Genomic DNA, 20,513 nt, shown 5'->3' with positions numbered 1-20,513 from the left:
TAAATGTCTGGTTCCTGGTTTTTAATTGTATTATTATTTACCTTTTGCTTCAGTACAGCTATGTAGTTCTTTATGCTTCATAATGAAGTGCGGAATACGGGCTATATCTATTAGTAAAACAAGACCGCCAAAACCATTTTTTTAATCGATTATATACTATAGCATCATAAGACACCTCTTTACCTTCAGGTTCTGCAAAAAAAGCAGATAGAGGAATGATCAATCCAGGATATGGAAGATTTTTGAGAGCAGCAATCTTCAATTGTTTTCTAAAAAAATCAATTGCACCGAAAATACCACTCCTAACCTTTGGAAAAGCTTCTCTTATCTGTTGCCCACTTAATTCTAATAAACTTTCCGGAGTAGTTTCTTTTTTAAGAATGGCTGCTGTACATCTTAATATTAAATCACAATCTTCGCCTACTTCAGAAAATCCAAATTCTTCTAGATCCTCTTTTAAATTCCTGAAATTTTCTAATAAATCAAAATCCTCATTCCATGTCCATGCTGAAAGTAATTGAAGCGTATCAAGCTTCATACCAAGTCTATTAACACGCTCAAAAACAATAGCAACAATAGCTCTATCTTCTGTTTTTAAAATTTGTGCTGGAATGGAAACTTCTTTAAATTTTTCCTGTAATGTATCTAATCGTCTAATTTGTTCTGTAGTACATTTACTTGTAGCTTCTCTATATTTTACAGAATCAAATAACACATTTAGAGGAAAGTGTTTACCTGAGATAACTTCTTCATCACGTAATGCATAAAATTGGCTTTCCTGGGCATCTTCTTGCGCTTCCAAATCAAAATATATCCCAGTCCAGTTATGTTCATTTGTTGGCATTAACTCTGTTTGAAACACAGAAAAAATAGATGTAAGTCTTTGCTGACCATCTAAAACATAGTCTATGGGATAATCTTCTTGTGGGCTTGGAAGATCAAAAGCCCCAAGTTTTCTTTCAGTTGCAAGTTTGGATTTTGTTCTCCAAAATAATAAAGAACCAAATGGATATCTTTTATAAATGCTGTCCATTAAGTATGCGACTCTGTCCATGTCCCATACAAAACCACGTTGAAAGGCTGGAATTCTGATACTACCACTACTTACTGAATCCAAAAGCTGTCTGATAGAGTAAGATTGATATTCCATCTTAAATAAATGATAATACTGATATTTAACATATAGACTGTATCATACCTTCATCAAGACAGTAAGTATTACTCTGATCTTAATCATCTAACGTAGATGGAGAGACACGAGATTTCGTGTCTCTACAAACCAATCTAATTCTGTTCGAGTGGGCTATGGGTGTAACAATTTTTCGGACAAGTCCGAGCGCAAGCCTGACAACCAATACAGTATTCTGGATGGATAATAGACATCACTTTACGCTCTATTTCTTCATTCTCTTCATCTTCGACAAACTCGCCATCTTCATTTAATGCTCGTAGTACTAGCACATTCCGACCGCAAGCTTTAAAGCATCTACCACAGCCAATGCATTTGTCCTGGTTAATTTCTTGAACAAATTGGGGTGTCCAGACTTGTCCCCCAAAAGTTAAACCAGTGAGTATCGCCATAGAGTAATTTTATTGAATTATGAGGTTAGGGGTTAGGGGCTAGGGAATGATTTTTCTGTCAACAGTCAACAGTCAACAGTTAAACCAAATATGGTTCTTGGTGAGTGCGAATAGTGCAGTCAGAACGGGGATAGGAAACACAAAGAACAATAAAGCCTTTAGCCATCTGATCCTCATCGAGAAATACTTGCTCAGTTTGATCTACTTCACCTTCAACGACTTTAGCGACACAACTAGAGCAAGAACCAGATTGACAGGAAAAGGGTAACTCTACATCTTGTTGTTCTGCGGCATCGAGAATTGAGGTATTTTCATCAACAGGGATGGTAATATCGAGCGATCGCTTTTTATTGATTAGTCTGACTTGATAAGTTGTCATCTTCATGTCCTCCAAAATAAATTCAGGTTTTGAGTATCAGCTACAAGGTACGCCAGCAGGACTGCAATTCCCTGCTTGAAAGGATTTCCCACAGCCACATGTATCTGTAGCGTTGGGATTGCTAAATTTAAATCCGCTTTCCAGCAAGCCATCGACAAAATCCACAACCACGCCTTCTAGTAATGGCGCGCTTTGGGAATCGACGTAGATGCGTAACTTACCTTGTTGCAAAACGATGTCATCGGCTTGCGGGGTGTTGATCACTTTGATGGAATACTGGTAGCCACTGCAACCACCATCCTCAACAGCAACACGGATACCTTTTTGAGTAGTATTTTCATCTTTGCTTGAGGCTAAAAGGAAGGTACGCAGCCGAAATTCTGCTGCTTCCGTTAAAGTTAACGTCATAAAATCTACCTACTGACAACTGACTATTGACTATTGACCAAAACGCGACTTAGCTGTTGGGGCTGAGGAGAGTGGTGAGAATGAGTACCGCATACTGGACAATTGCGATCGCGATATGAACGACGTTTAGCAAAATTCATCTGGTGTAAATCCATCGTTAATAGTTGCGATAACAATGGTTGACTACATCCAGTAATTAACTTGATTGCTTCTAGCGCTGTCAAACAAGCCAGAGTACCCGAAACCGCACCCAGTACGCCAAAACCACGCCGATCCCATTCTGGTTTTTCGGGAAATAAGCAAGACAAGCAAGGTGTTACGCCAGGGATAATTGTGGTTAAGTAAGCTTCCATCCCATCCATCGCCGCTTCTACCATCGGCTTACGCCAACGCACGCAAGCTGCATTTAATAAATCGCGTTCAGTAAAATTATGGGCACAGTCAAGCGCTACATCGGCGGATTGAACTAAAAAATCTACATTATCTGGCGTAACATAATCAAATATGGCTTCGACTTCCACATCTGGGTTGATATCCGCTAGCCGTTCTTTGGCTTTAAACACGCGCGGCTTACCTACCCAATCGTCACTCATGAGAATCTGACGATTCATGTCATCTAGCCGCAACTCACCGCCTCGAACCAGAATCAGCCGCCCCACACCAGCTACAGCCAAGTAAAGCGCTGCTGTACCGCCTAATCCTCCCACACCTGTCACCAGCACTGTTGCTGACTTAAGTCGCTGCTGTGCTTCTTTGCCAAAACCAGGGAGCATGATTTGGCGACGGTAACGTTCTAATTCAGTAGGCGAGAGATTTACCACTGTTGATTTCTCCTGTTTTGAAGGGGCTAGGGACTAGGGGCTAGGAATAGCCCTTTCAAAGTGCATACATTTACAAGAACTTCTTCACTCTGCGCCTCTGTGAACTCTGCGGTTAAAAAATAATTTATCTAACCGCAGAGAGCGCGGAGAACACAGAGAAAGAGATTTAGCTGGTGGCAATTTCTGTCAGCATGACAATATTGTTTGGCTTCTGTTTAAACACCTTGAACAGCTTTTGTTGTAGAGGTGTGGAACTGAGGAAAACTTCATAAGCTTGTTTAAGTGCCGTGCAGTATAAATCTAGTTTTTCTACTTGACTGGCTGCGGAATTATTATTATCAATCTCGCGAATGTATTGAGAAAACAGCTTCAAAATATGTAAGCGATTAACATGGACAACTTTAGGATCGTAATCAAGTTTAAAAAACTCAAAGTATTCCTCCGCATCGACAATTTGATTAAACTTTTCAACATCCCATGTCATGATTTCTGCTCCAAACTTTTTAGCTGAGATTTAAGTTCATCTAAATGACGGTAAATTTCATAAGTTTCGGCTGCTACTGCTGTCAAGTTTTGGTAATCTGTTGGCAAGCCTTCGGCTAAATCATGCAGATCCATCTTCATTTGACCTGCCTTACTATTCAGCCGCTTAATTTGTAGTTTTAAATCTTCAATAGCTTTTTGATTTTCGCAATCTGTTTCTGCTGCTGGCACCATAATTTTACCCTGCGAATTATTACAACTTGGCAACTTCAGTGTATTTCTCTGCTAACTCAATACCCTTTTGAGTTAGTTTTTCGCCTTCTTCTGCTAATTTTTCTAGAGAATCAAAGCCGAAACGTTGAGCATCGCGTAAGGTTCTGGCGACTAGCAATAAACGACCGGAAAACACCAGCACCCAGCCAAAACCCTCATGACTCAAATCAATTACCACCTGGGATAATGAACCAGTTTTTTGTTCAATTTGAGCTGCGATCGCGCGATAGAATGACATAATTCTGGCTTTGGTAGCCGCTTCTACATCACCCTCTACAGAAATTTGGCGTTTCGCTTGCTTGCTGACAAGATAAGGTTTGAGAATTAATTCATCCGACCAATTGCGATAAAATCCATAGGAATCTTGGGCGCGAATTTGTCTGACTAACTCTTGCACAAAAGGAGATTTTAACGCTTCGCTGCTAGTAGTTTGGTTGATAGTTTCTGTGGAACTCATACGGTTACTTCCTCTTCTTCAAAACTTGGTGATTTTTGTTGTAAAGCTTTTCGCAACCAGGGGGGAGGGCTGCCTTTTAAAGTTTGGACTAACTGATCTAAAAGGTCAGTAATTTTATCATCCTCAGACCTCGCTTTGATGGGTGTAATGCGTTTTTTAATTAACCGAGCAGCCGCACTACCGCCAATTGCTGATACATAAACAATCGTACAATCAGCTAAAGCTTCAATTTTGGGAACTAATTTATCTTCATTCCCATCTTCTTTGAGGTCGCCATCAAATTTTAAAGTATTGAGAAAGTGATAACCCTCCGGTGAAACTTCATAAACATCTATTTTTTTCGCCCAACCAAAATGAGCATTAATATGAATTTGGTCGCTAGTTGTGAAGGCAATTTTCATAATTTATCCTCCAATAATTACAAAGTTTTTAATGCTTGGCTTTTTCTTCTTCGGCTTCTAGAAATAAATTGCCCAGGTCAAACAAAAGTTGAATAGTTCCTCGGTAACCGATAGTACAACGCTGTCCATTACCCAAGCGGTCAAAAACCGGGAAACCAAGACGATAGTGAGGAGTATGCAGACGGCGAGCGATCGCTTTACCATGAGAATTTGCAATTACTAGGTCAGAACCTACCGCTAATCGCTCAAAATCTTCCAAATCCCCAATAGTCACGCTTTCTACTGGCAGGTTTTCTAAAAGTGGCGACTTTGTAGTTGTCACGGCGGTGTGAATTTCCGCACCCATCGATTGCAAAAACCAAGCTGTTGACCACAATAAATCAGGTTCCAGTGCTAACGACACTCGCTTACACCCAAAGTAAAAGTGAGTATCCAGCATCGCATCTTGTAACTGACGGCGTTGATGGCAATATTTTTCTGGGACTGCATTACCGCTAATATCTACCAGTCCTTGCAAAAAGTTATCGACTGCGCCTAATCCCGTTAGTTGAGGAAACACCTCGAAAGGTATATCAAACTGTGTTTGCAAACTTTCGGCTGCACCGTGCATACTCTCGCCTAGTGCGAGGGTAAACACCGAACTACCCATTTCTCGCAGTTCTGGCAAAGTTGTCCCACCACCAGTCACCGCACTGTAGGAATCATCCAAGTGACCGTCAAGGGAAGCAGAAAGGTCGGGTACTACAATCGGTTTTAAGCCAAAAGCAGAGACAATTTCTTTAATTTCTTGGACATCCCCAGGAGTAAACGCAGAACTTACCAAAATATTGATTTGGTCTAATCTGGTTTCTCCCGGTTGCGGCAATTCCTTAACTATACTTTCCACGGCGGCGGCGAAACCATCTTGCAACGCACCTTTAAAATCAGGCGTAGAAGCAAAGACAATCGGCAAGTCATATAATTCTGGGTGACGCTTGCGGATACTTCTAAGGATTCCTTCCATGTCATCCCCTCTAGTTTCCGTGAGTCCGGTAGTTAACAAACCGATAATCTCTGGCTTGGATTTCTCTACTAGCGTCAGGATTGCTTGCTCAATATTATCCTCACCACCTAAAATAGTGCTAACTTCCGTCATGGCAGTGGTGGATAGGGGAATAGCTTCCCGAAAATGCCGCACTAACATAACTTTGGCGAACGCAGTACAACCCTGGGAACCGTGAAACAAAGGCATTACACCCTTCAATCCTAAAAATGCTAAAGCTGCACCTAAAGGTTGACTTTGCTTCAAGGGATTAACCGCAACCGATTTGGAAGAATTTTGGATTTTAGATTTTGGATTTTGGATTGAAATCGCTTCTTCTGCTTTCTGGTCACTGAGCGAAGTCGAAGTGACCTCCCACAATGCCGGCTTCCGCACCTGCGCCCATACCGGACTATGCAAAGCTTCATCCAGTTCTCGCGCCATCTCCACCATACCCACATATCCAGCATAAGGATGATGGCGTTCTTGATTAATATCTAAAAATGGGATACGGGCTTTGAGGGCAGTGTATTGATTGCGACCACCAGCAATCAGCATATCCGCTTTTGTCTGGGCAATCACCCGGAGTAATTCTTGGGCGTTGCCTTTTTCCATAGCAATGCCATCTTTTCCTAGTAATTCTTTGATCCTCGCTTTATCTTCTTCAGTACTTTTCTTGGTGCTAGTGGCGACAACTTCCATGCCTAAGTCTTTAGCCGCCGAGATAATCGACCAACTTTTTACACCCCCGGTATAAAGGACAACTCGTTTATCTTTGAGGCGATCGCGGTAACGAGCTAAAGCAATATCTAGCGCAGTAGTTTCTTCTGTAATTAATTTTTCTACTCTTTCTTGTAAACCTTGGTCGCCTAATTTTGCGGCAATATTCCGCAAACAGCGATTCATATCATCTACACCATAGAAAGATTCTTCAATATAAGGGATACCATAACGCTCCTCCATCTTTCGCGCCACATTAATCAAAGCTTTGGAGCAAATCATCACATTCAACTTAGCACGGTGAGCATGACGCACTTCATTATACTTAGCATCACCCGTAATTTTAGCGAGAACGCGAATACCTAATTTTTCAAATAAGGGCAGAACACCCCACAATTCGCCAGCAATATTGTATTCACCAATCAAATTGATATCGTAATGGGTGGTATATTCTGGTTCAGCAGTACCGATAACATATTCTAGTAAAGCTTCCCCACCGACGCGATTACCCAGATTTTTACTGCCAATAAAACCAGGTGAATTTACGGGGATGACAGGTATACCTGTTTTCTTAGCTGCTGCTTCACAGACTGTATCCAAATCATCGCCAATCAGGGCCGTTACACAAGTGGAGTAAACAAACACCGCCGCAGGTTGATAGCGTTGCTGCACTTCCAAAATTGCTTTGTACAGCTTCTTTTCCCCACCGAAGATGATATCATTCTCACTTAAATCAGTCGTGAAACCCATTTTGTAGAGATGGGAATCAGAGGAAAGACTACCACGACCACCCCAAGAATTACCAGCGCACGCGATCGGCCCGTGGACTAAATGAGCAGCATCGGTAATCGGGACTAGGGCGATGGATGCACCATCGAAAGCACAGCCGCCTTGAGCTGCACCGGGTTGGGCTTGTTGGTGACAAGATTTGTTTTTCTTGCTCCCATGCTTGTGGTGATTGTGTTCGCATCCTGGTTCACTCAGCAGCTCGTTAATTTTGCCTTGGGTGATTTTCATGACTTGATGGGTGATTGGCAATCAAATTTCTTGTTTTTCTTCCTTCTCTCTTCCTTGGCGTTCTTGGCGTCTTCTCTGCGAGACGCTTCGCGAAGGCGGTTCATTCTAAAAAAGATTTTTTAACGCAGAGGGGCGCAAAGGTAAACGCAAAGGTACGCGGAGAATTAGCAGATGTATTCGGTGATATCTTCGCCACATTCATCACAGAGGTAGGAGAGGCTACGGAAGCGTAAAGCTACAAATTCGTCGTAGAGGGGATTTAATTTGCAGAGTGGGGGAATGTGGAAGGTGTGTCCGAGGAATTTAACGTCGCGTTCAAAGGGACAGCAGCAGGGTATTACTTGACAAATGAGATGGGCGGTACGGCGATCGCATATTTGAAATCGATCCACCCATCGGCGTAACGGAGAGAGAACATCAAAAAAGCGATCGCGGCTGTGGATGATTGTACTCATGGCGGCTGGTATAAGGGAGACAAGGAGGACAAGGGGGACAAGGAGGACAAACAGAATAATTAGTATCAATGCCCAATGCCCCATGCCCCATGCCCAGTTATCATCGAATCAAGTCGTAAGAAATATCGGTCTTGGATGGAATAATGGTGTTGCGATCCAACTCATCTAGGAGGGTGTTAACAATCCAGTTGAGTAGGTTGATTGTACCTTGGTAGCCGTAGGTAGCGTAGCGGTGCAGGTGGTGGCGATCAAAGATGGGGTAGCCAATCCGCACAAATGGGGTTTTGGTGTCGCGCCAGAGATACTTACCGTAGGAATTGCCGATGAGCAAGTCTACAGGTTCGGTAAATAGTAAAGAACGCATGTGCCATAAGTCGCGTCCACCGTGAATTGTCGCACCTTGACCAAATGGGCTAGAGTCGAGTAATGCTCTCAGTTCTGCCTCAAAATGTTCGTTGCTATTGCTGACAAGGATGTGAACTGGTTCCGCACCTACTTCTAATAAGAATTGGGTTAAACCAATTACCAAATCAGGATCGCCATACATGGCAATCCGTTTACCATGTAACCAGGCTTGCGAATCAGTTAACGCATCCACTGCGCGTCCCCGTTCATCTTCTAATTCTTGGGGAATGGGCTTACCAGTTAACGCCGACAGTTTCATCAGGAATTCATCAGTACCGCGAATGCCGACAGGACGGTTAACGTAGGTTTTTTGATGCCATTCGTGTTCGATGTATTCGCGAGTTTTGGTGGTGGCGTAAGCTTGGAGTGCGATCGTTGCTTCAGCATTAATCGAATCAGCCGCATCTTCTAGCTTAGTTCCACCTGGATACATATTATATGTACCGTTATTCGGAGAATCCAGGTATTCGGAGTTATCTGCTAACAGGGTATAGTCAATTCCCATCACATTAGCAATCCGCTTAATTTCTCGCAGGTTGCCAATGTAGGTTTCAAATCCAGGAATAAAGTTGATTTTGCCGTTGGTGGTCTCTTTCTTCTTACCTGCCGTCAAATTCGACAAAATCCCCTTCATCATGTTGTCGTAGCCTGTGATGTGTGACCCAACAAAGCTAGGGGTATGGGCATAAGGCACAGGAAAGTTTTCAGGAACAGACTCATTTTCTTTGGCGGTTTTGATAAAAGCTTGCAAGTCATCCCCAATTACCTCTGCCATACAGGTGGTGCAGACAGCGATCATTTTGGGTTTATACAGGTTGTAAGAAACTGCCAAGCCTTCAATCAGGTTTTTCAAACCGCCGAATACGGCTGCATCTTCCGTCATGGAGGATGATACGGCAGAAAACGGTTCTTTAAAATGGCGGGTGAAGTGGCTGCGGAAATAAGCAACGCAACCTTGAGAACCATGTACAAAAGGTAATGTACCTTCAAAACCAACAGCCGCTAAAATTGCGCCTAGAGGTTGGCAAGCTTTCGCCGGGTTAACAGTCAACGCTTGGCGGGCAAAGTTCTTTTCCCGGTATTCCCAGGTTTTTGTCCACTCAGCCATCTGGGTAACTTGTTCGGATTCATGCCCACATTCAAACTCTTTCTTCCCTTGAAACAGCTCCTGATACTCCTGCTGTTGAAAAAGTTCAGCATGATCCTTAATTTTATTGACATCATTTTGAGCCATCGATATCCTCCTTCAAAAAACTCTGCGTACCTTTGCGCGAACCTCTGCGTACCTTTGCGTTAAAAAAAGCTCTTACTTCCTCCAAGGCGCACCAATCAAACTCCAAGTTGGACTATTCAGTGCAAGATCCATGTCACGAGCAAAGATAGCGAATCCGTCGTAGCCGTGGTAAGGCCCAGAATAATCCCATGAGTGCATTTGCCGGAAGGGAAGCGCCATTTTTTGGAAGACGTACTTCTCTTTAATCCCGGAAGCGATTAAATCTGGCTTGAGTGCTTTCACAAAATGCTCAAATTCATAGGCAGATACGTCATCGTAAATCAATGTTCCATTCTCCACATAGTTAGAAGTACGTTTGTAGTCGTCGTTGTGACCGAATTCGTAACCTGTACCAATCAGCTTCATACCCAGGTCTTCAAAGGCGGGAACAACGTGACGGGGACGCAAACCACCGACCATGAGGGCGACTGTTTTACCTTCTAAGCGGGAGCGATATTTTTCCAGTACAGCTTTGGTTTGAGCTTCGTACTTGGCAATGACTTCTTCTGCTTTCGCTTGAATTGTTTCGTCAAATTTAGCAGCAATTTCTCGCAGAGATGCCGCAATCTTGGTGGGGCCGAAGAAGTTGTATTCCAACCAGGGAATACCATAAGCTTCTTCCATGTGGCGGGAGATGTAGTTCATGGAGCGGTAGCAGTGAACTAAGTTCAGTTTCACGCTGGGGGTGAGCATCATCTCGTGTAGTGTACCGTCGCCAGACCATTGAGCTACAACGCGCAAGCCGATTTCTTCTAACAGAATGCGGCTAGACCAAGCATCACCACCGATGTTATAGTCACCGATAATTGCTACATCGTATGGGCCGGGTTCAAATCCGAGCGTACCTTCTTTCTTGGCTTTGTCGGCTTTGGGGAATACCCAATCCCGGATGGTGTCGTTGGCAATGTGGTGTCCGAGGGATTGGGACACGCCCCGGAAGCCTTCGCAACGTACAGGAACAACAGTTTTACCAGTTTCTTTGGATTTCTTCTTGGCAACTGCTTCAATGTCGTCACCAATTAGACCAATTGGACATTCGGATTGTACGGATATACCACGATTGAGAGGGAACAGTTCTTCAATCTCATCGATTAATTTAGCAAGCTTTTTGTCTCCACCAAAGACAATGTCCCGTTCTTGGAAGTCGGATGTGAACTGCATGGTGCCGAAGGAATCGATACCAGTAGTGCCGATATAGTAGTTACGACGACCTGACCAGGAGTAGTAACCGCAACCAACGGGGCCGTGGCTGATGTGAACCATGTCTTTGATGGGGCCCCAAACCACACCTTTTGAACCTGCATAGGCGCAACCACGGGTGGTCATTGTACCGGGAATGGATTTGATGTTGGACTTAACGCCGCAATCAGATTTACCTTCTTCGTAAACGTTTAAGTGTTTTTCGCGCTTTTTGCGCGATTTTTCGGGGTAGGCTTCTAGAGCCTCTTTTATAAGTTCTTTTTTATCAGCAACTGATGTTGGTTCTGTTAAAGTTGGGGATTCGGTAGGTGACATAATTCTATATCTGCCTCTTTAGTGGGGATGAATGCAGGGAAAGGGTTAAATTATTTGCTGCTAACACCAAATGCTCATCTTCTACTCTCTGTGTCTCTGCGTTCTCTGTGGTTGAAAAAAATAATTCAGGACTTACGCAAAAATCTCCCAAATCCTTAATTTATGGAACCGCCAAGACGCCAAGAACGCCAAGAGTTCGTAGAGTGTGCATAAGTCATATAATTTTTAACCGCAGAGGACACAGAGAACACAGAGTAAAGAGTTTTCTAGAGTCATGGGGAGTAGGATGGTGGTTAAATGGCTGAGAGTCTGTGGATTATCGGTTAATTAATGTGGAGAACGCTCCATTAACGAACTCTGGCGACATCGTGACACCATCACACTGCGATCGCAGCTGCAATTAGACTACTGCGGCTGCTTTGCCTGAGTCTTGGGCGATCGCTTTTTGGTATTCTTCTTCGCCGCCCAGGAGTCCGAATTCAACCAGCAGTTCTTCTAGTTCGTCCATTGAGATGGGGGTGGGAATGGTCAGTTTGGTGTTCTCTTTAATCTTTCTCGCCAAAATACGGTACTCCTCGGCTTGCTGACTATCAGGAGCATATTCAATTACCGTCATCCGACGCAGTTCTGCGTGTTGTACGATATTGTCACGAGGTACAAAGTGAATCATCTGAGTATTCAGTCTGGCAGCCAATGCCTCAATTAATTCAACTTCGCCGTCAACGTTACGGCTGTTGCAAATCAGACCACCTAAACGCACACCACCGGAGTGAGCGTACTTGAGAATACCGCGTGCAATGTTGTTGGCAGCATACATTGCCATCATTTCACCAGAGCAAACAATGTAGATTTCTTGCGCTTTACCTTCGCGAATTGGCATGGCGAAACCACCGCAAACTACGTCGCCCAATACGTCGTAGGAAACGAAATCTAGGTCTTCGTAAGCGCCGTTTTCTTCCAAGAAGTTAATGGCGGTAATGATCCCGCGTCCAGCACAACCAACACCAGGTTCAGGGCCACCTGACTCCACACACTTGACATCCAAGTAACCAGGTAGTAATACTTCTTCGAGTTCTATATCTTCAATTTCGCCGCGTTCAGCAGCTAGGTGCAGAATGGTAGTTTGGGCTTTACTGTGCAACATGAGGCGGGTGGAGTCTGCTTTGGGGTCACAACCTACAATCATGATCCGTTCGCCCATTTCAGCCAGACCAGCAAGGGTATTTTGAGATGTTGTGGATTTACCAATACCGCCTTTACCGTAGAATGCAATTTGTCTAATGCTGTTGTCAGTCATGGTTGTTTCTCCTGCAATAAGTTTGGTGGTTGAGGTTTTGTGGTGGTCTGGGTTTGAGAGTGCGATCGCTTATACCATTTTGGATTTTAGATTTTAGATTTTGGATTGTGAAACATCTATTGGATAAGCGTTTCAAATTTCTATCTGTCGCAATCATTTTTCAAATTGGTATTAATTGTTTGGTTGCGATCGTTTGTAAGAACGTCGCTGGTGGCGCTCGCCCTAACACCTTCGGTTCGGGAATAGAGACAGTTTGCATATGTTTGCTAATTCGTAATTCCTAAGCTGTTGCAAATTGAATTCGCATACAATGTTTAGCCACGATGCTAATAGATTCTGGGCTGTTCATTTTGAATTTTGAATTTTGAATTGTTTATCGACCCTTAGCAAGGCTGAATAATGGGTCAACAGCTTCTACTCGTAAGCTTTGGCTAACACGCTCTTGCAACTTGGCTTCAACGGCAATTTTGAGGGTAGCGGTACTGCTAGGACAGGAACCACAAGCACCTTGCAATACTACCTGAACCCTATCGCCATCTACATCGTAAAGTTCAATATCTCCGCCATCAGCAATTAGTAGTGGTCTAACTTCTTCATCGAGAACTTTTTGAATCAAGGCAATTTTTTGGACTGTAGTTAGCGGTCTTGGGGATTGCTCTTGATTAGTGGCAATATTTGCCGCAATTTGAGTGCTGATTTTATAGCTAGTACCAACAGCTGATTCCTGTTTCACCGTAGCGATCAGGTCATCGATATTAGCAAGGCAAGAACCGCAACCGCCACCAGCCTTGATATAGCTTGTTACCTGTTCCGCAGTGGTGAAGTTGTTTTCTTGAATCACCCGGCGAACCTTGGCTTCGCTGATGCCAAAGCAACTACAAACTAAAGCACCTTCATCATCGTCATGGGCAACTACAGGAATACCCCGGTATTTGAAAATTGCTGCTTCTAATGCTTCTTGTCCCATCACAGAACAGTGCATTTTGGCTTCTGGTAATCCGCCTAAGTATTCAGCAATCTCTTTATTAGTGACTTTCAGCGCTGCATCTAAGGTGAGACCTTTGATTAACTCAGTCAAAGCCGAAGAAGATGCGATCGCACTTGTACAGCCAAAAGTTTGAAACCGAGCATCAAGAATCTTATCGCTGTCTACTTCTATTTTCAGGTGCAGTCTTAAAGCATCTCCGCAAGCAATACTGCCCACTTCACCAAAAACCACCGCAACACCTGATTCATCGCTATTTTCAATTGCACCTTGGTTTTTGGGGTTGTAAAAAAGTTCTAGTACCTTATCTGTATAATCCCACATGAGCAATTTTAGATTTTAGATTTTGGATTTTAGATTTTGAATTTGGGCATGGGGCATTGGGCATGGGGTATTATTCTCTTTGTCCTCCTTGTCCCAATCAATGAGCCAAAGCCTCTTCCCTTCCTTGTAGCCAATCAGCTTGGTCATTATTAAAGGGAGAAATAGCGCGTAAACGTTCAACAATTGGCGGCATTACTTCTAAAACTCGGTCTATCTCGGCTTCAGTGGTGTAACGTGAAAGACTGAAGCGAATCGAACCGTGTAAAGTGGTATATGGTAAGCCCATTGCCCGCAAAACATGGGAGGGTTCCAAAGAACCAGAAGTACAAGCGGAACCAGAAGACGCACAGATACCGTATTGGTTGAGGGATAATAAAATCGCTTCGCCTTCAATGTATTTGAAACCGATACTGGTGGTGTTGGGCAATCTTTGCGTAATATCACCGTTAATTTCAGTATCAGATATGGCAGCTAACAAACCTTTTTCTAGGCGATCGCGTAATGCTTTTTCCCGTTGCACATCTTTTAAATGTACCTGAGCTAATTCCGCAGCTTTGCCTAAACCAATAATACCGGGAACATTCTCTGTACCTGCTCTGCGTCCCCTTTCTTGATGTCCGCCAATTAACAGGGGACGGAACCTCACACCGCGTCTGACGTACAACGCACCCATACCTTTGGGAGCATGGAGTTTGTGACCGGAGAGGGTGAGCATATCAATGCTGCTGGTCTTGAGGTTGAGGGGAATTTTACCTACAGCTTGCACTGCATCTACATGGAATATAGCACCTGCATCCTTTGCCCGCAACCCTATCTGCTCAATTGGGAACACCACACCGGTTTCATTGTTGGCGTACATGGTAGAAACTAAAGCAGTATTGCCAGTTAAGGCAGCTTCTAGTTCCATCAAGTCAATTTGACCCTTGCGGTCTACAGAGAGGTAGGTGACTGTATAACCTTGTTTTTCCAGTTGTTTGCAGACATTGAGGATAGCTGCATGTTCTACTTGAGTGGTAATAATGTGGCGCTTATCAGGTTGGGCGGCTAAAGCGGCTTTGATAGCTGCATTATTGCCTTCAGTACCGCAACTGGTGAAGATAATTTCTGAATCTTCCGCACCCAACAAAGCTGCAACTTGCGCTCTCGCTTCTCTAACTGCTTTTCCTACTTGTCCGCCAAAGCTGTGCATCGAAGAAGGATTACCGTAAAACTCGGTGAGGTAGGGCAGCATTGCCTGTATAACTTGTTCATCTACCTTGGTTGTGGCATTATTATCTAAATATATTACATTCATACTTCTAGACTCACCACATCTTGTTTACGCTTAGAAAATTGCTCAGAAATTTTGGCGGAATACAGATTAAACCAGCGTTCCCAGTAATCTGCTTGGTAAGTTCCTTTTAACTTCGCCACTAAACGGTCGTGAGTAGCAAACCAGGATTCCCAGTAATCAGTCAGTGCTTTTACGCAACCATCTTGTATCGGACATTCGGCGGCACATTGGGCTACACCATAGGCACCAACACAGCTTGTACAAAGGCTAGAGTCAATCAAGTAGCGATCGCCTGCGATAATTTTAATAGCACCAGTGGGACATGAAGATTCACAGCGACCACAGGAAATACATTGGCGAGTAATCTTGTAAACCATGATGATTCTCTATTTAAGCGGTCAACAGTCAACGGTCAACGGTCAACAGTCAACAGTTTTCTCTAACCCCTTGATATACTGGTCGTAAAATTCCAAAGCCACTTTTTCGATTACGTCGTAAGCTTCAACTGTCTGTAAACCAGCTTTCTGCAATTCTTCCTGAGGACAATGACCAATTTTAGAAACCAGAACTGCTTTACAATCAGAGATAGCCTTAATAATGTTGTCTAAAGTCGCTTCCTCACCATATCCACTTTGGCAATAGTGATCAATTTTGCGATGACCGACAAATTTAGCGCTGCTACCATCCACTTCGTAAACCATAAACTCTTTCGCGTGACCGAAGTGCTGGTTAACTAAACCGCCGCCTTTGGTAGCGACTGCAACTAAAATTTTGGGTCTGTTCTTGAGAGTTGTTGTTTGCAACGTCTCTACAGCTTTTTCTTTGGTAGCTTTGATTTCTTGTTGAGATTTCTCTATCTGTGCATGGACTTCTTGGCGTTGCTCCAAATTATATTCTGGAGCCATTTCCATAAATTTATCTTTGGTAAATTCTTGACTGCGGTCTTCACCCAATAATCCTACCGCATCGGCGCGACATTGACGACAATGGCGCATCATTTTCATATTACCAGAACATTTATCTTGTACTGTTTTCAATTCTTTAGGATTGGGGCCGCGTTGACCAGTTAAACCAAAGTGAGTACCGTGTTCTGGGGCAGAAATCAAGGGCATAATATTATGCAGAAACGCACCCTTGGAACGAATGACTTCGTTGACTTCTACCAAGTGTTCATCGTTAACTCCGGGAATCATCACCGAGTTAACTTTGCACAGGATATCTGCTTCTTGGAGAGCTTGCAATCCTTCCATCTGCTTTTCATGCAGAATGCGGACACCTTCAATACCTCTGTAGCGTTTGCGGTTGTAGTGAACCCAAGGATAAATTTTCGCGCCGATTTCTGGGTCTACCATATTAATAGTTATGGTGACATGATCGATATTCAGTTGTTTAATCCGATCCACATAATCGGGAAGCATCAATCCGTTGGTTGATAGGCAAAGTTTGATATCTGGTGCTTTCTCGGCAATTAACTCGAAGGTGCGGAAAGTCTTTTCTGGGTTCGCTAGGGGATCTCCGGGGCCTGCAATTCCCAAAACTGTCATTTGGGGAATTTTCCCAGCAATCACTAAAACTTTGTGCGCTGCTTCTTCTGGTGTGAGCAATTCGCTAACTACACCAGGACGGCTTTCGTTAGCACAATCATATTTGCGGTTGCAATAGTTACATTGAATGTTGCAAGCGGGTGCAACTGCAACGTGCATCCTTGCATAGTGGTGGTGTGCTTCTTCGCTATAGCAAGGATGTTTCTCAATCCGCGCCTTCATTTTTTCATCTAAGCTAGTTGTGGTATCAGTTTTGCTACTGCAACCACAACTACTAGATTTAGCTTTAGTTTCCGTGGGAGCTGATGTTAGGAGTCCTGTAGGTGGTGGGGGTGTCATTGAATTTCGCTTGCCTTGGGAATAAGGGACTGGCGTTATACAAGATGCTTTTGTTCGCTCTCAGTCAGAAATTAAAGTCGCGTTGTACTCTGAGAATTACCTACTCTAGTTAGATAAACTTAGACTTTCGGCTAGTTTGTCCGCTTGGGGGACTGGGGTAAATTGGGGTTTAAAGCGGCGACTTTGATTCATAGAGATGATTGCTACAAACTTGGATAGCGATCGCTGTTGAGTTTTTAGCAATACATTTGTGTTAGTGCCTTAAGTGTTGAGCGATACATGTTTTATTTATACCAGTCACTTGGAAGGAGGAAATTGCTGGTGTTTTTTATAATTTATTAAATTTATTACACTTGTACTCAAAAGCTGCAATGCAGAATTAGCAAGGTTTACATAGATTTTCAAAAAACTTTTTAGGTATAGGTACTAGTATTTATTCCCTGGGGTACGAGTATTTATAGCGAAGGGGTTCAAGTATTTTTGTACTCACCTGTGACTCAATACTAGCTTGAGTTTGAGCGTAATTTTAGTTGTTTTTTGCTGTTGTTCAATCTGTACTCAGATTGTCTGCGATCGCTCTTGTGACCGCTACTTACTTAGGTTCTTTTTAGAGAAATAACTGGAGCAGTAAGCAAACACTACCCCAGTGGCTAAGCGAAATTCAATTCCGTATCTAAAATAACACTTTTTCCCAGAAAAAACTATCCTTAAAATAACTTCATCGAAAATTGTGTTTCCATATACAGACGAGCTAGCTCGCCTAAATGATGGGTTTGACCCTTGAATACTTGATACAACTTGATATACAAGCATTGACGTTTGATCTCAGGACAGAACAGGCGATTTTTTTACCAAAACTTAGCCCAAAAATATGAGATTGTAGCTGGATATACAGACAAAAATTTTTCCATAAATAATCTCTGCAATTACAAATGAGTACAGATGACTACAGATGAGTACATATAAAAATAGCCGAAAACTCATGTCAGGAATATCTGTAAATCCCGCTTGGTGTAAAGCTTTTTCTGGAGTTAACAACTACTTAATTTTTAATCTAATAAATACCAGTACCCCTAATTGTGAAATACTAGTACCCTCAGGTGAAAAAAATTTTTTTCAGCTTGTAAATTCTGATGCTATCGGAATTGATCGCAATTGAGTACAAGCTAATACAGACACTGGTGTAGCTAGAACCAACTGATATAAGTAATATGGGCATTGGGAATTTGTTAGTTGTCAGTTGTCAGTTGTCAGTTGTCAATAATCAATAGTTAGCTTAGCTTGTCCTCTCTTCTCCTTTGCCCACCTTCCCTTGTCTTTGTTGCCTTTACAAGCAGCCTTTAACCCAAAACTATATCAGTATCGAAAGACTCTAACTACCATTGCAAAGATGCAATGGTAATTCATAATTGTTCATTTAGCATTTGTTGTATAAATTGATAGTTAATAACTAATGAAAGGTTCAATTTAACGATTTGAATTTGTACGTACGTAGACTGTTTGATTACCTATTGCTCTTGAGGAATTCACCATGCTAACAATATTAATGGCAGGTATAAGTTTGATAGTTATTCCTGCAATGGTAAATACTTATTTTGGCTATTTGTTGGTAAAAGCCAAAAAGTAAATTGTGATTAATTCACTATACCAATACCCAGCAACACACCTATGATTAAACTCAGGAACTCAGCGAAAATCTAAATTGCGACAAGAGGCGTTGTGTATATGAATGCGATCGTGATCAATGACACTACACTACGGGATGGCGAACAAGCTGCGGGTGTTGCTTTTAATATTCAAGAAAAAGTTGCGATCGCGCAATTATTAGATGCTATTGGTATTACTGAATTAGAAGTTGGTATCCCTGCAATGGGAGAAATAGAAACAAAAGCGATCGCCACAATTGCTAACTTAGGTTTAAAAGCGCAACTTTTAGGCTGGAATCGGGCAAACATTGGCGATATTCAGGCTTCTATCAACTGTGGTTTACAGCGTGTGCATATATCTGTACCTGTCTCGGAAATTCAAATTGCTGCGAAGTTTCACGGACAGTGGCGCTGTATGTTAGATAAACTCAAAGATGCTATTAGCTTTGCACGCGATCGCGGTCTTTGGGTAGCAGTAGGCGGTGAAGATTCTTCAAGAGCTAATGACAGTTTTCTCTTAGAAGTAGCTTTGAATGCTCAAGAATGGGGTGCTTCTAGATTTCGCTTTTGCGACACTATTGGCATTCTCGATCCCTTTACTACCTATACCAAAGTTAAGCAATTAGTGACATATTTATCGATTCCCCTAGAAATGCACACCCACAACGACTTTGGATTAGCCACAGCCAACGCCTTAGCTGGGGTGCAAGCGGGAGCTTTATCGGTAAATACAACCGTGAATGGCTTAGGGGAAAGAGCCGGTAACGCCGCTTTAGAAGAAGTTGTTATGGTGCTCAAACGCATCCAAGGAATTGATTTAGGGATTGATACAACCCGCTTGTTAGAACTATCTCGCATGGTAGCAACAGCATCCGGTTGTCACGTACCGCCTTGGAAAGCGATTGTTGGTGAAAATACCTTCGCCCATGAATCGGGAATACATGCTCATGGTGTGTTGCAAAACCCCGTCACTTACGAACCCTTTGCACCGGAAGAAGTTGGCTGGGAAAGGCGCTTGGTTGTGGGTAAACATTCAGGTAGACATTTAGTAAAAAATCTACTACAGCAACAAGGTATTGATTTAAATCCGGAGGAAACCCAATCTGTCTTAGATGCAGTACGACAACATTCAGTAGAAAACAAACGCAGCCTCAATATGGAAGAACTTTTGAGTTTAGTTTCATCTCAAAAGTGATAACAGTTGACGGTTGACTGTTGACTGGGAAGAAAGTGTTTAATTTGTTCTGGTGTAAACAATTGATGATGGCTAATTTGAAACCCCTTGTTTTTTAGAGGCGAATTTGATTTCCTGATCCTAATTATTTTCGATTCTTTGTTTGCTGAAGAAATACTTAAATGTTCAACCTAAATAAGCTAGCTTGATATGCAATTAGATGAATTAGAACTAGATTTACCACCAGCGTTTGAAATTGGTACCAAAGTTAGAACTCGTAAACTAATCCGTAATGATGGCACATACCCAGGGCAAGAAATTGGGGCAACGCTAGCAAAAAAAGGAGATATTGGCTACATCATTAGTATTGGCACATTTTTGCAAAACTCCTATATCTATGCAGTGCATTTTATTGAAAAAGGTTTGATTGTTGGTTGTCGCAAAAAAGAATTAGAAGCTGTAGAGGAAATTAAATGAAAGTAATGCTGCGTCAAAATGCTGCTGGACAGTTAGTAGTTTATGTTGCCAAAAAAGATTTAGAAGAAGAAGTAGTCAGTCAAACAATAGCAGCGGAAGGGAAGATTTTCACCTTAGCAAACGGTTGGGAATTAGCAATTCCAGATTTAGCCGAACCCTTACGCTTACCTCAGACTATCGAGGCTAAAAGATTGGCTTAAAAATAGGGACTAGGGGCTAGGGGTTAGGGGCTAGGGGCTAGAAAT

Annotated in this window: 21 protein-coding genes; 3 read left to right on the top strand and 18 right to left on the bottom strand. The window is 42.7% G+C overall.

Annotated elements, in window-relative coordinates:
* Positions 1-70: 70 nt before the first annotated feature.
* The 18 genes from H6G41_RS22440 to nifB form a co-directional block, all read right to left on the bottom strand.
* Positions 71-1,150 (bottom strand): DUF262 domain-containing protein, encoded by a 1,080-nt coding sequence (locus H6G41_RS22440; RefSeq protein WP_242038009.1) that lies wholly within the window; start codon positions 1,148-1,150, stop codon positions 71-73.
* Between the two features lie 134 nt (positions 1,151-1,284).
* Entirely contained in the window at positions 1,285-1,581 is a 297-nt protein-coding gene (fdxB, locus tag H6G41_RS22435; RefSeq protein ID WP_190748769.1) for a ferredoxin III, nif-specific, read from the bottom strand.
* A gap of 79 nt (positions 1,582-1,660) precedes the next feature.
* Entirely contained in the window at positions 1,661-1,960 is a 300-nt protein-coding gene (locus H6G41_RS22430; protein ID WP_190748767.1) for a 2Fe-2S iron-sulfur cluster-binding protein, read from the bottom strand.
* 36 nt (positions 1,961-1,996) lie between these two features.
* The gene (locus H6G41_RS22425) at positions 1,997-2,368 is read right to left on the bottom strand and encodes an iron-sulfur cluster assembly accessory protein (protein WP_190748765.1); all 372 of its coding nucleotides are present in this window, start codon (positions 2,366-2,368) and stop codon (positions 1,997-1,999) included.
* 23 nt (positions 2,369-2,391) lie between these two features.
* On the bottom strand, positions 2,392-3,189 hold the full coding sequence (locus H6G41_RS22420) for a ThiF family adenylyltransferase (RefSeq protein ID WP_190748763.1): 798 nt from the start codon (positions 3,187-3,189) through the stop codon (positions 2,392-2,394).
* 166 nt (positions 3,190-3,355) lie between these two features.
* The gene (gene nifW, locus H6G41_RS22415) at positions 3,356-3,673 is read right to left on the bottom strand and encodes a nitrogenase-stabilizing/protective protein NifW (protein WP_190748761.1); all 318 of its coding nucleotides are present in this window, start codon (positions 3,671-3,673) and stop codon (positions 3,356-3,358) included.
* A complete protein-coding gene (locus H6G41_RS22410; protein WP_096647205.1) occupies positions 3,670-3,906 on the bottom strand; it encodes a CCE_0567 family metalloprotein in 237 nt (78 codons plus the stop codon). The genes nifW and H6G41_RS22410 overlap by 4 nt, the downstream gene beginning before the upstream one ends.
* 19 nt (positions 3,907-3,925) lie before the next feature.
* On the bottom strand, positions 3,926-4,402 hold the full coding sequence (locus H6G41_RS22405) for a NifX-associated nitrogen fixation protein (RefSeq protein ID WP_190748760.1): 477 nt from the start codon (positions 4,400-4,402) through the stop codon (positions 3,926-3,928).
* The gene (gene nifX / locus H6G41_RS22400; RefSeq protein ID WP_190748758.1) at positions 4,399-4,803 is read right to left on the bottom strand and encodes a nitrogen fixation protein NifX; all 405 of its coding nucleotides are present in this window, start codon (positions 4,801-4,803) and stop codon (positions 4,399-4,401) included. Before nifX ends, H6G41_RS22405 begins: the two co-directional genes overlap by 4 nt.
* A gap of 28 nt (positions 4,804-4,831) precedes the next feature.
* Positions 4,832-7,561 (bottom strand): bifunctional nitrogenase iron-molybdenum cofactor biosynthesis protein NifEN, encoded by a 2,730-nt coding sequence (locus H6G41_RS22395; protein ID WP_190748756.1) that lies wholly within the window; start codon positions 7,559-7,561, stop codon positions 4,832-4,834.
* A gap of 164 nt (positions 7,562-7,725) precedes the next feature.
* Positions 7,726-8,016, bottom strand: coding sequence for a Mo-dependent nitrogenase C-terminal domain-containing protein (locus H6G41_RS22390; protein ID WP_190748755.1), 291 nt, complete (start codon positions 8,014-8,016; stop codon positions 7,726-7,728).
* Between the two features lie 100 nt (positions 8,017-8,116).
* Positions 8,117-9,655, bottom strand: a complete 1,539-nt coding sequence (gene nifK / locus H6G41_RS22385; protein ID WP_190748753.1) for a nitrogenase molybdenum-iron protein subunit beta — start codon at positions 9,653-9,655, stop codon at positions 8,117-8,119.
* A gap of 72 nt (positions 9,656-9,727) precedes the next feature.
* Positions 9,728-11,209, bottom strand: a complete 1,482-nt coding sequence (gene nifD, locus H6G41_RS22380; protein WP_190748751.1) for a nitrogenase molybdenum-iron protein alpha chain — start codon at positions 11,207-11,209, stop codon at positions 9,728-9,730.
* Between the two features lie 400 nt (positions 11,210-11,609).
* Complete coding sequence (nifH, locus tag H6G41_RS22375; RefSeq protein WP_190748749.1) at positions 11,610-12,506, bottom strand: nitrogenase iron protein; 897 nt, start codon at positions 12,504-12,506, stop codon at positions 11,610-11,612.
* Positions 12,507-12,879: 373 nt separating this feature from the next.
* Positions 12,880-13,815 (bottom strand): Fe-S cluster assembly protein NifU, encoded by a 936-nt coding sequence (gene nifU / locus H6G41_RS22370; protein WP_190748748.1) that lies wholly within the window; start codon positions 13,813-13,815, stop codon positions 12,880-12,882.
* Positions 13,816-13,912: 97 nt separating this feature from the next.
* Positions 13,913-15,109: a cysteine desulfurase NifS gene (gene nifS / locus H6G41_RS22365; protein ID WP_190748745.1), complete on the bottom strand. Its 1,197-nt coding sequence runs from the start codon at positions 15,107-15,109 to the stop codon at positions 13,913-13,915.
* The gene (locus H6G41_RS22360) at positions 15,106-15,465 is read right to left on the bottom strand and encodes a 4Fe-4S binding protein (protein ID WP_190748743.1); all 360 of its coding nucleotides are present in this window, start codon (positions 15,463-15,465) and stop codon (positions 15,106-15,108) included. Before H6G41_RS22360 ends, nifS begins: the two co-directional genes overlap by 4 nt.
* Before the next feature lie 42 nt (positions 15,466-15,507).
* Positions 15,508-16,971 carry a nitrogenase cofactor biosynthesis protein NifB gene (nifB, locus tag H6G41_RS22355; protein WP_190748741.1) on the bottom strand — a complete coding sequence of 488 codons (1,464 nt, stop codon included), beginning with the start codon at positions 16,969-16,971 and terminating at the stop codon, positions 15,508-15,510.
* A gap of 1,725 nt (positions 16,972-18,696) precedes the next feature.
* On the opposite strand from nifB, the gene nifV reads away from it, so the two are divergent.
* From nifV to nifT, 3 genes are all read left to right on the top strand, one after another.
* On the top strand, positions 18,697-19,812 hold the full coding sequence (nifV, locus tag H6G41_RS22350) for a homocitrate synthase (RefSeq protein WP_190748739.1): 1,116 nt from the start codon (positions 18,697-18,699) through the stop codon (positions 19,810-19,812).
* A 189-nt stretch (positions 19,813-20,001) separates the two neighbouring features.
* A complete protein-coding gene (locus tag H6G41_RS22345) occupies positions 20,002-20,268 on the top strand; it encodes a nitrogen fixation protein NifZ (RefSeq protein WP_190748737.1) in 267 nt (88 codons plus the stop codon).
* Entirely contained in the window at positions 20,265-20,468 is a 204-nt protein-coding gene (nifT, locus tag H6G41_RS22340) for a putative nitrogen fixation protein NifT (protein ID WP_190748735.1), read from the top strand. Before H6G41_RS22345 ends, nifT begins: the two co-directional genes overlap by 4 nt.
* Positions 20,469-20,513: the final 45 nt, after the last annotated feature.

It is taken from the genome of Tolypothrix sp. FACHB-123, from assembly GCF_014697075.1.
Lineage (GTDB): Bacteria > Cyanobacteriota > Cyanobacteriia > Cyanobacteriales > Nostocaceae > Aulosira.
Note: the sequence above shows the minus strand (reverse complement) of the source record. Positions and strands in the feature narration are given on the sequence as shown.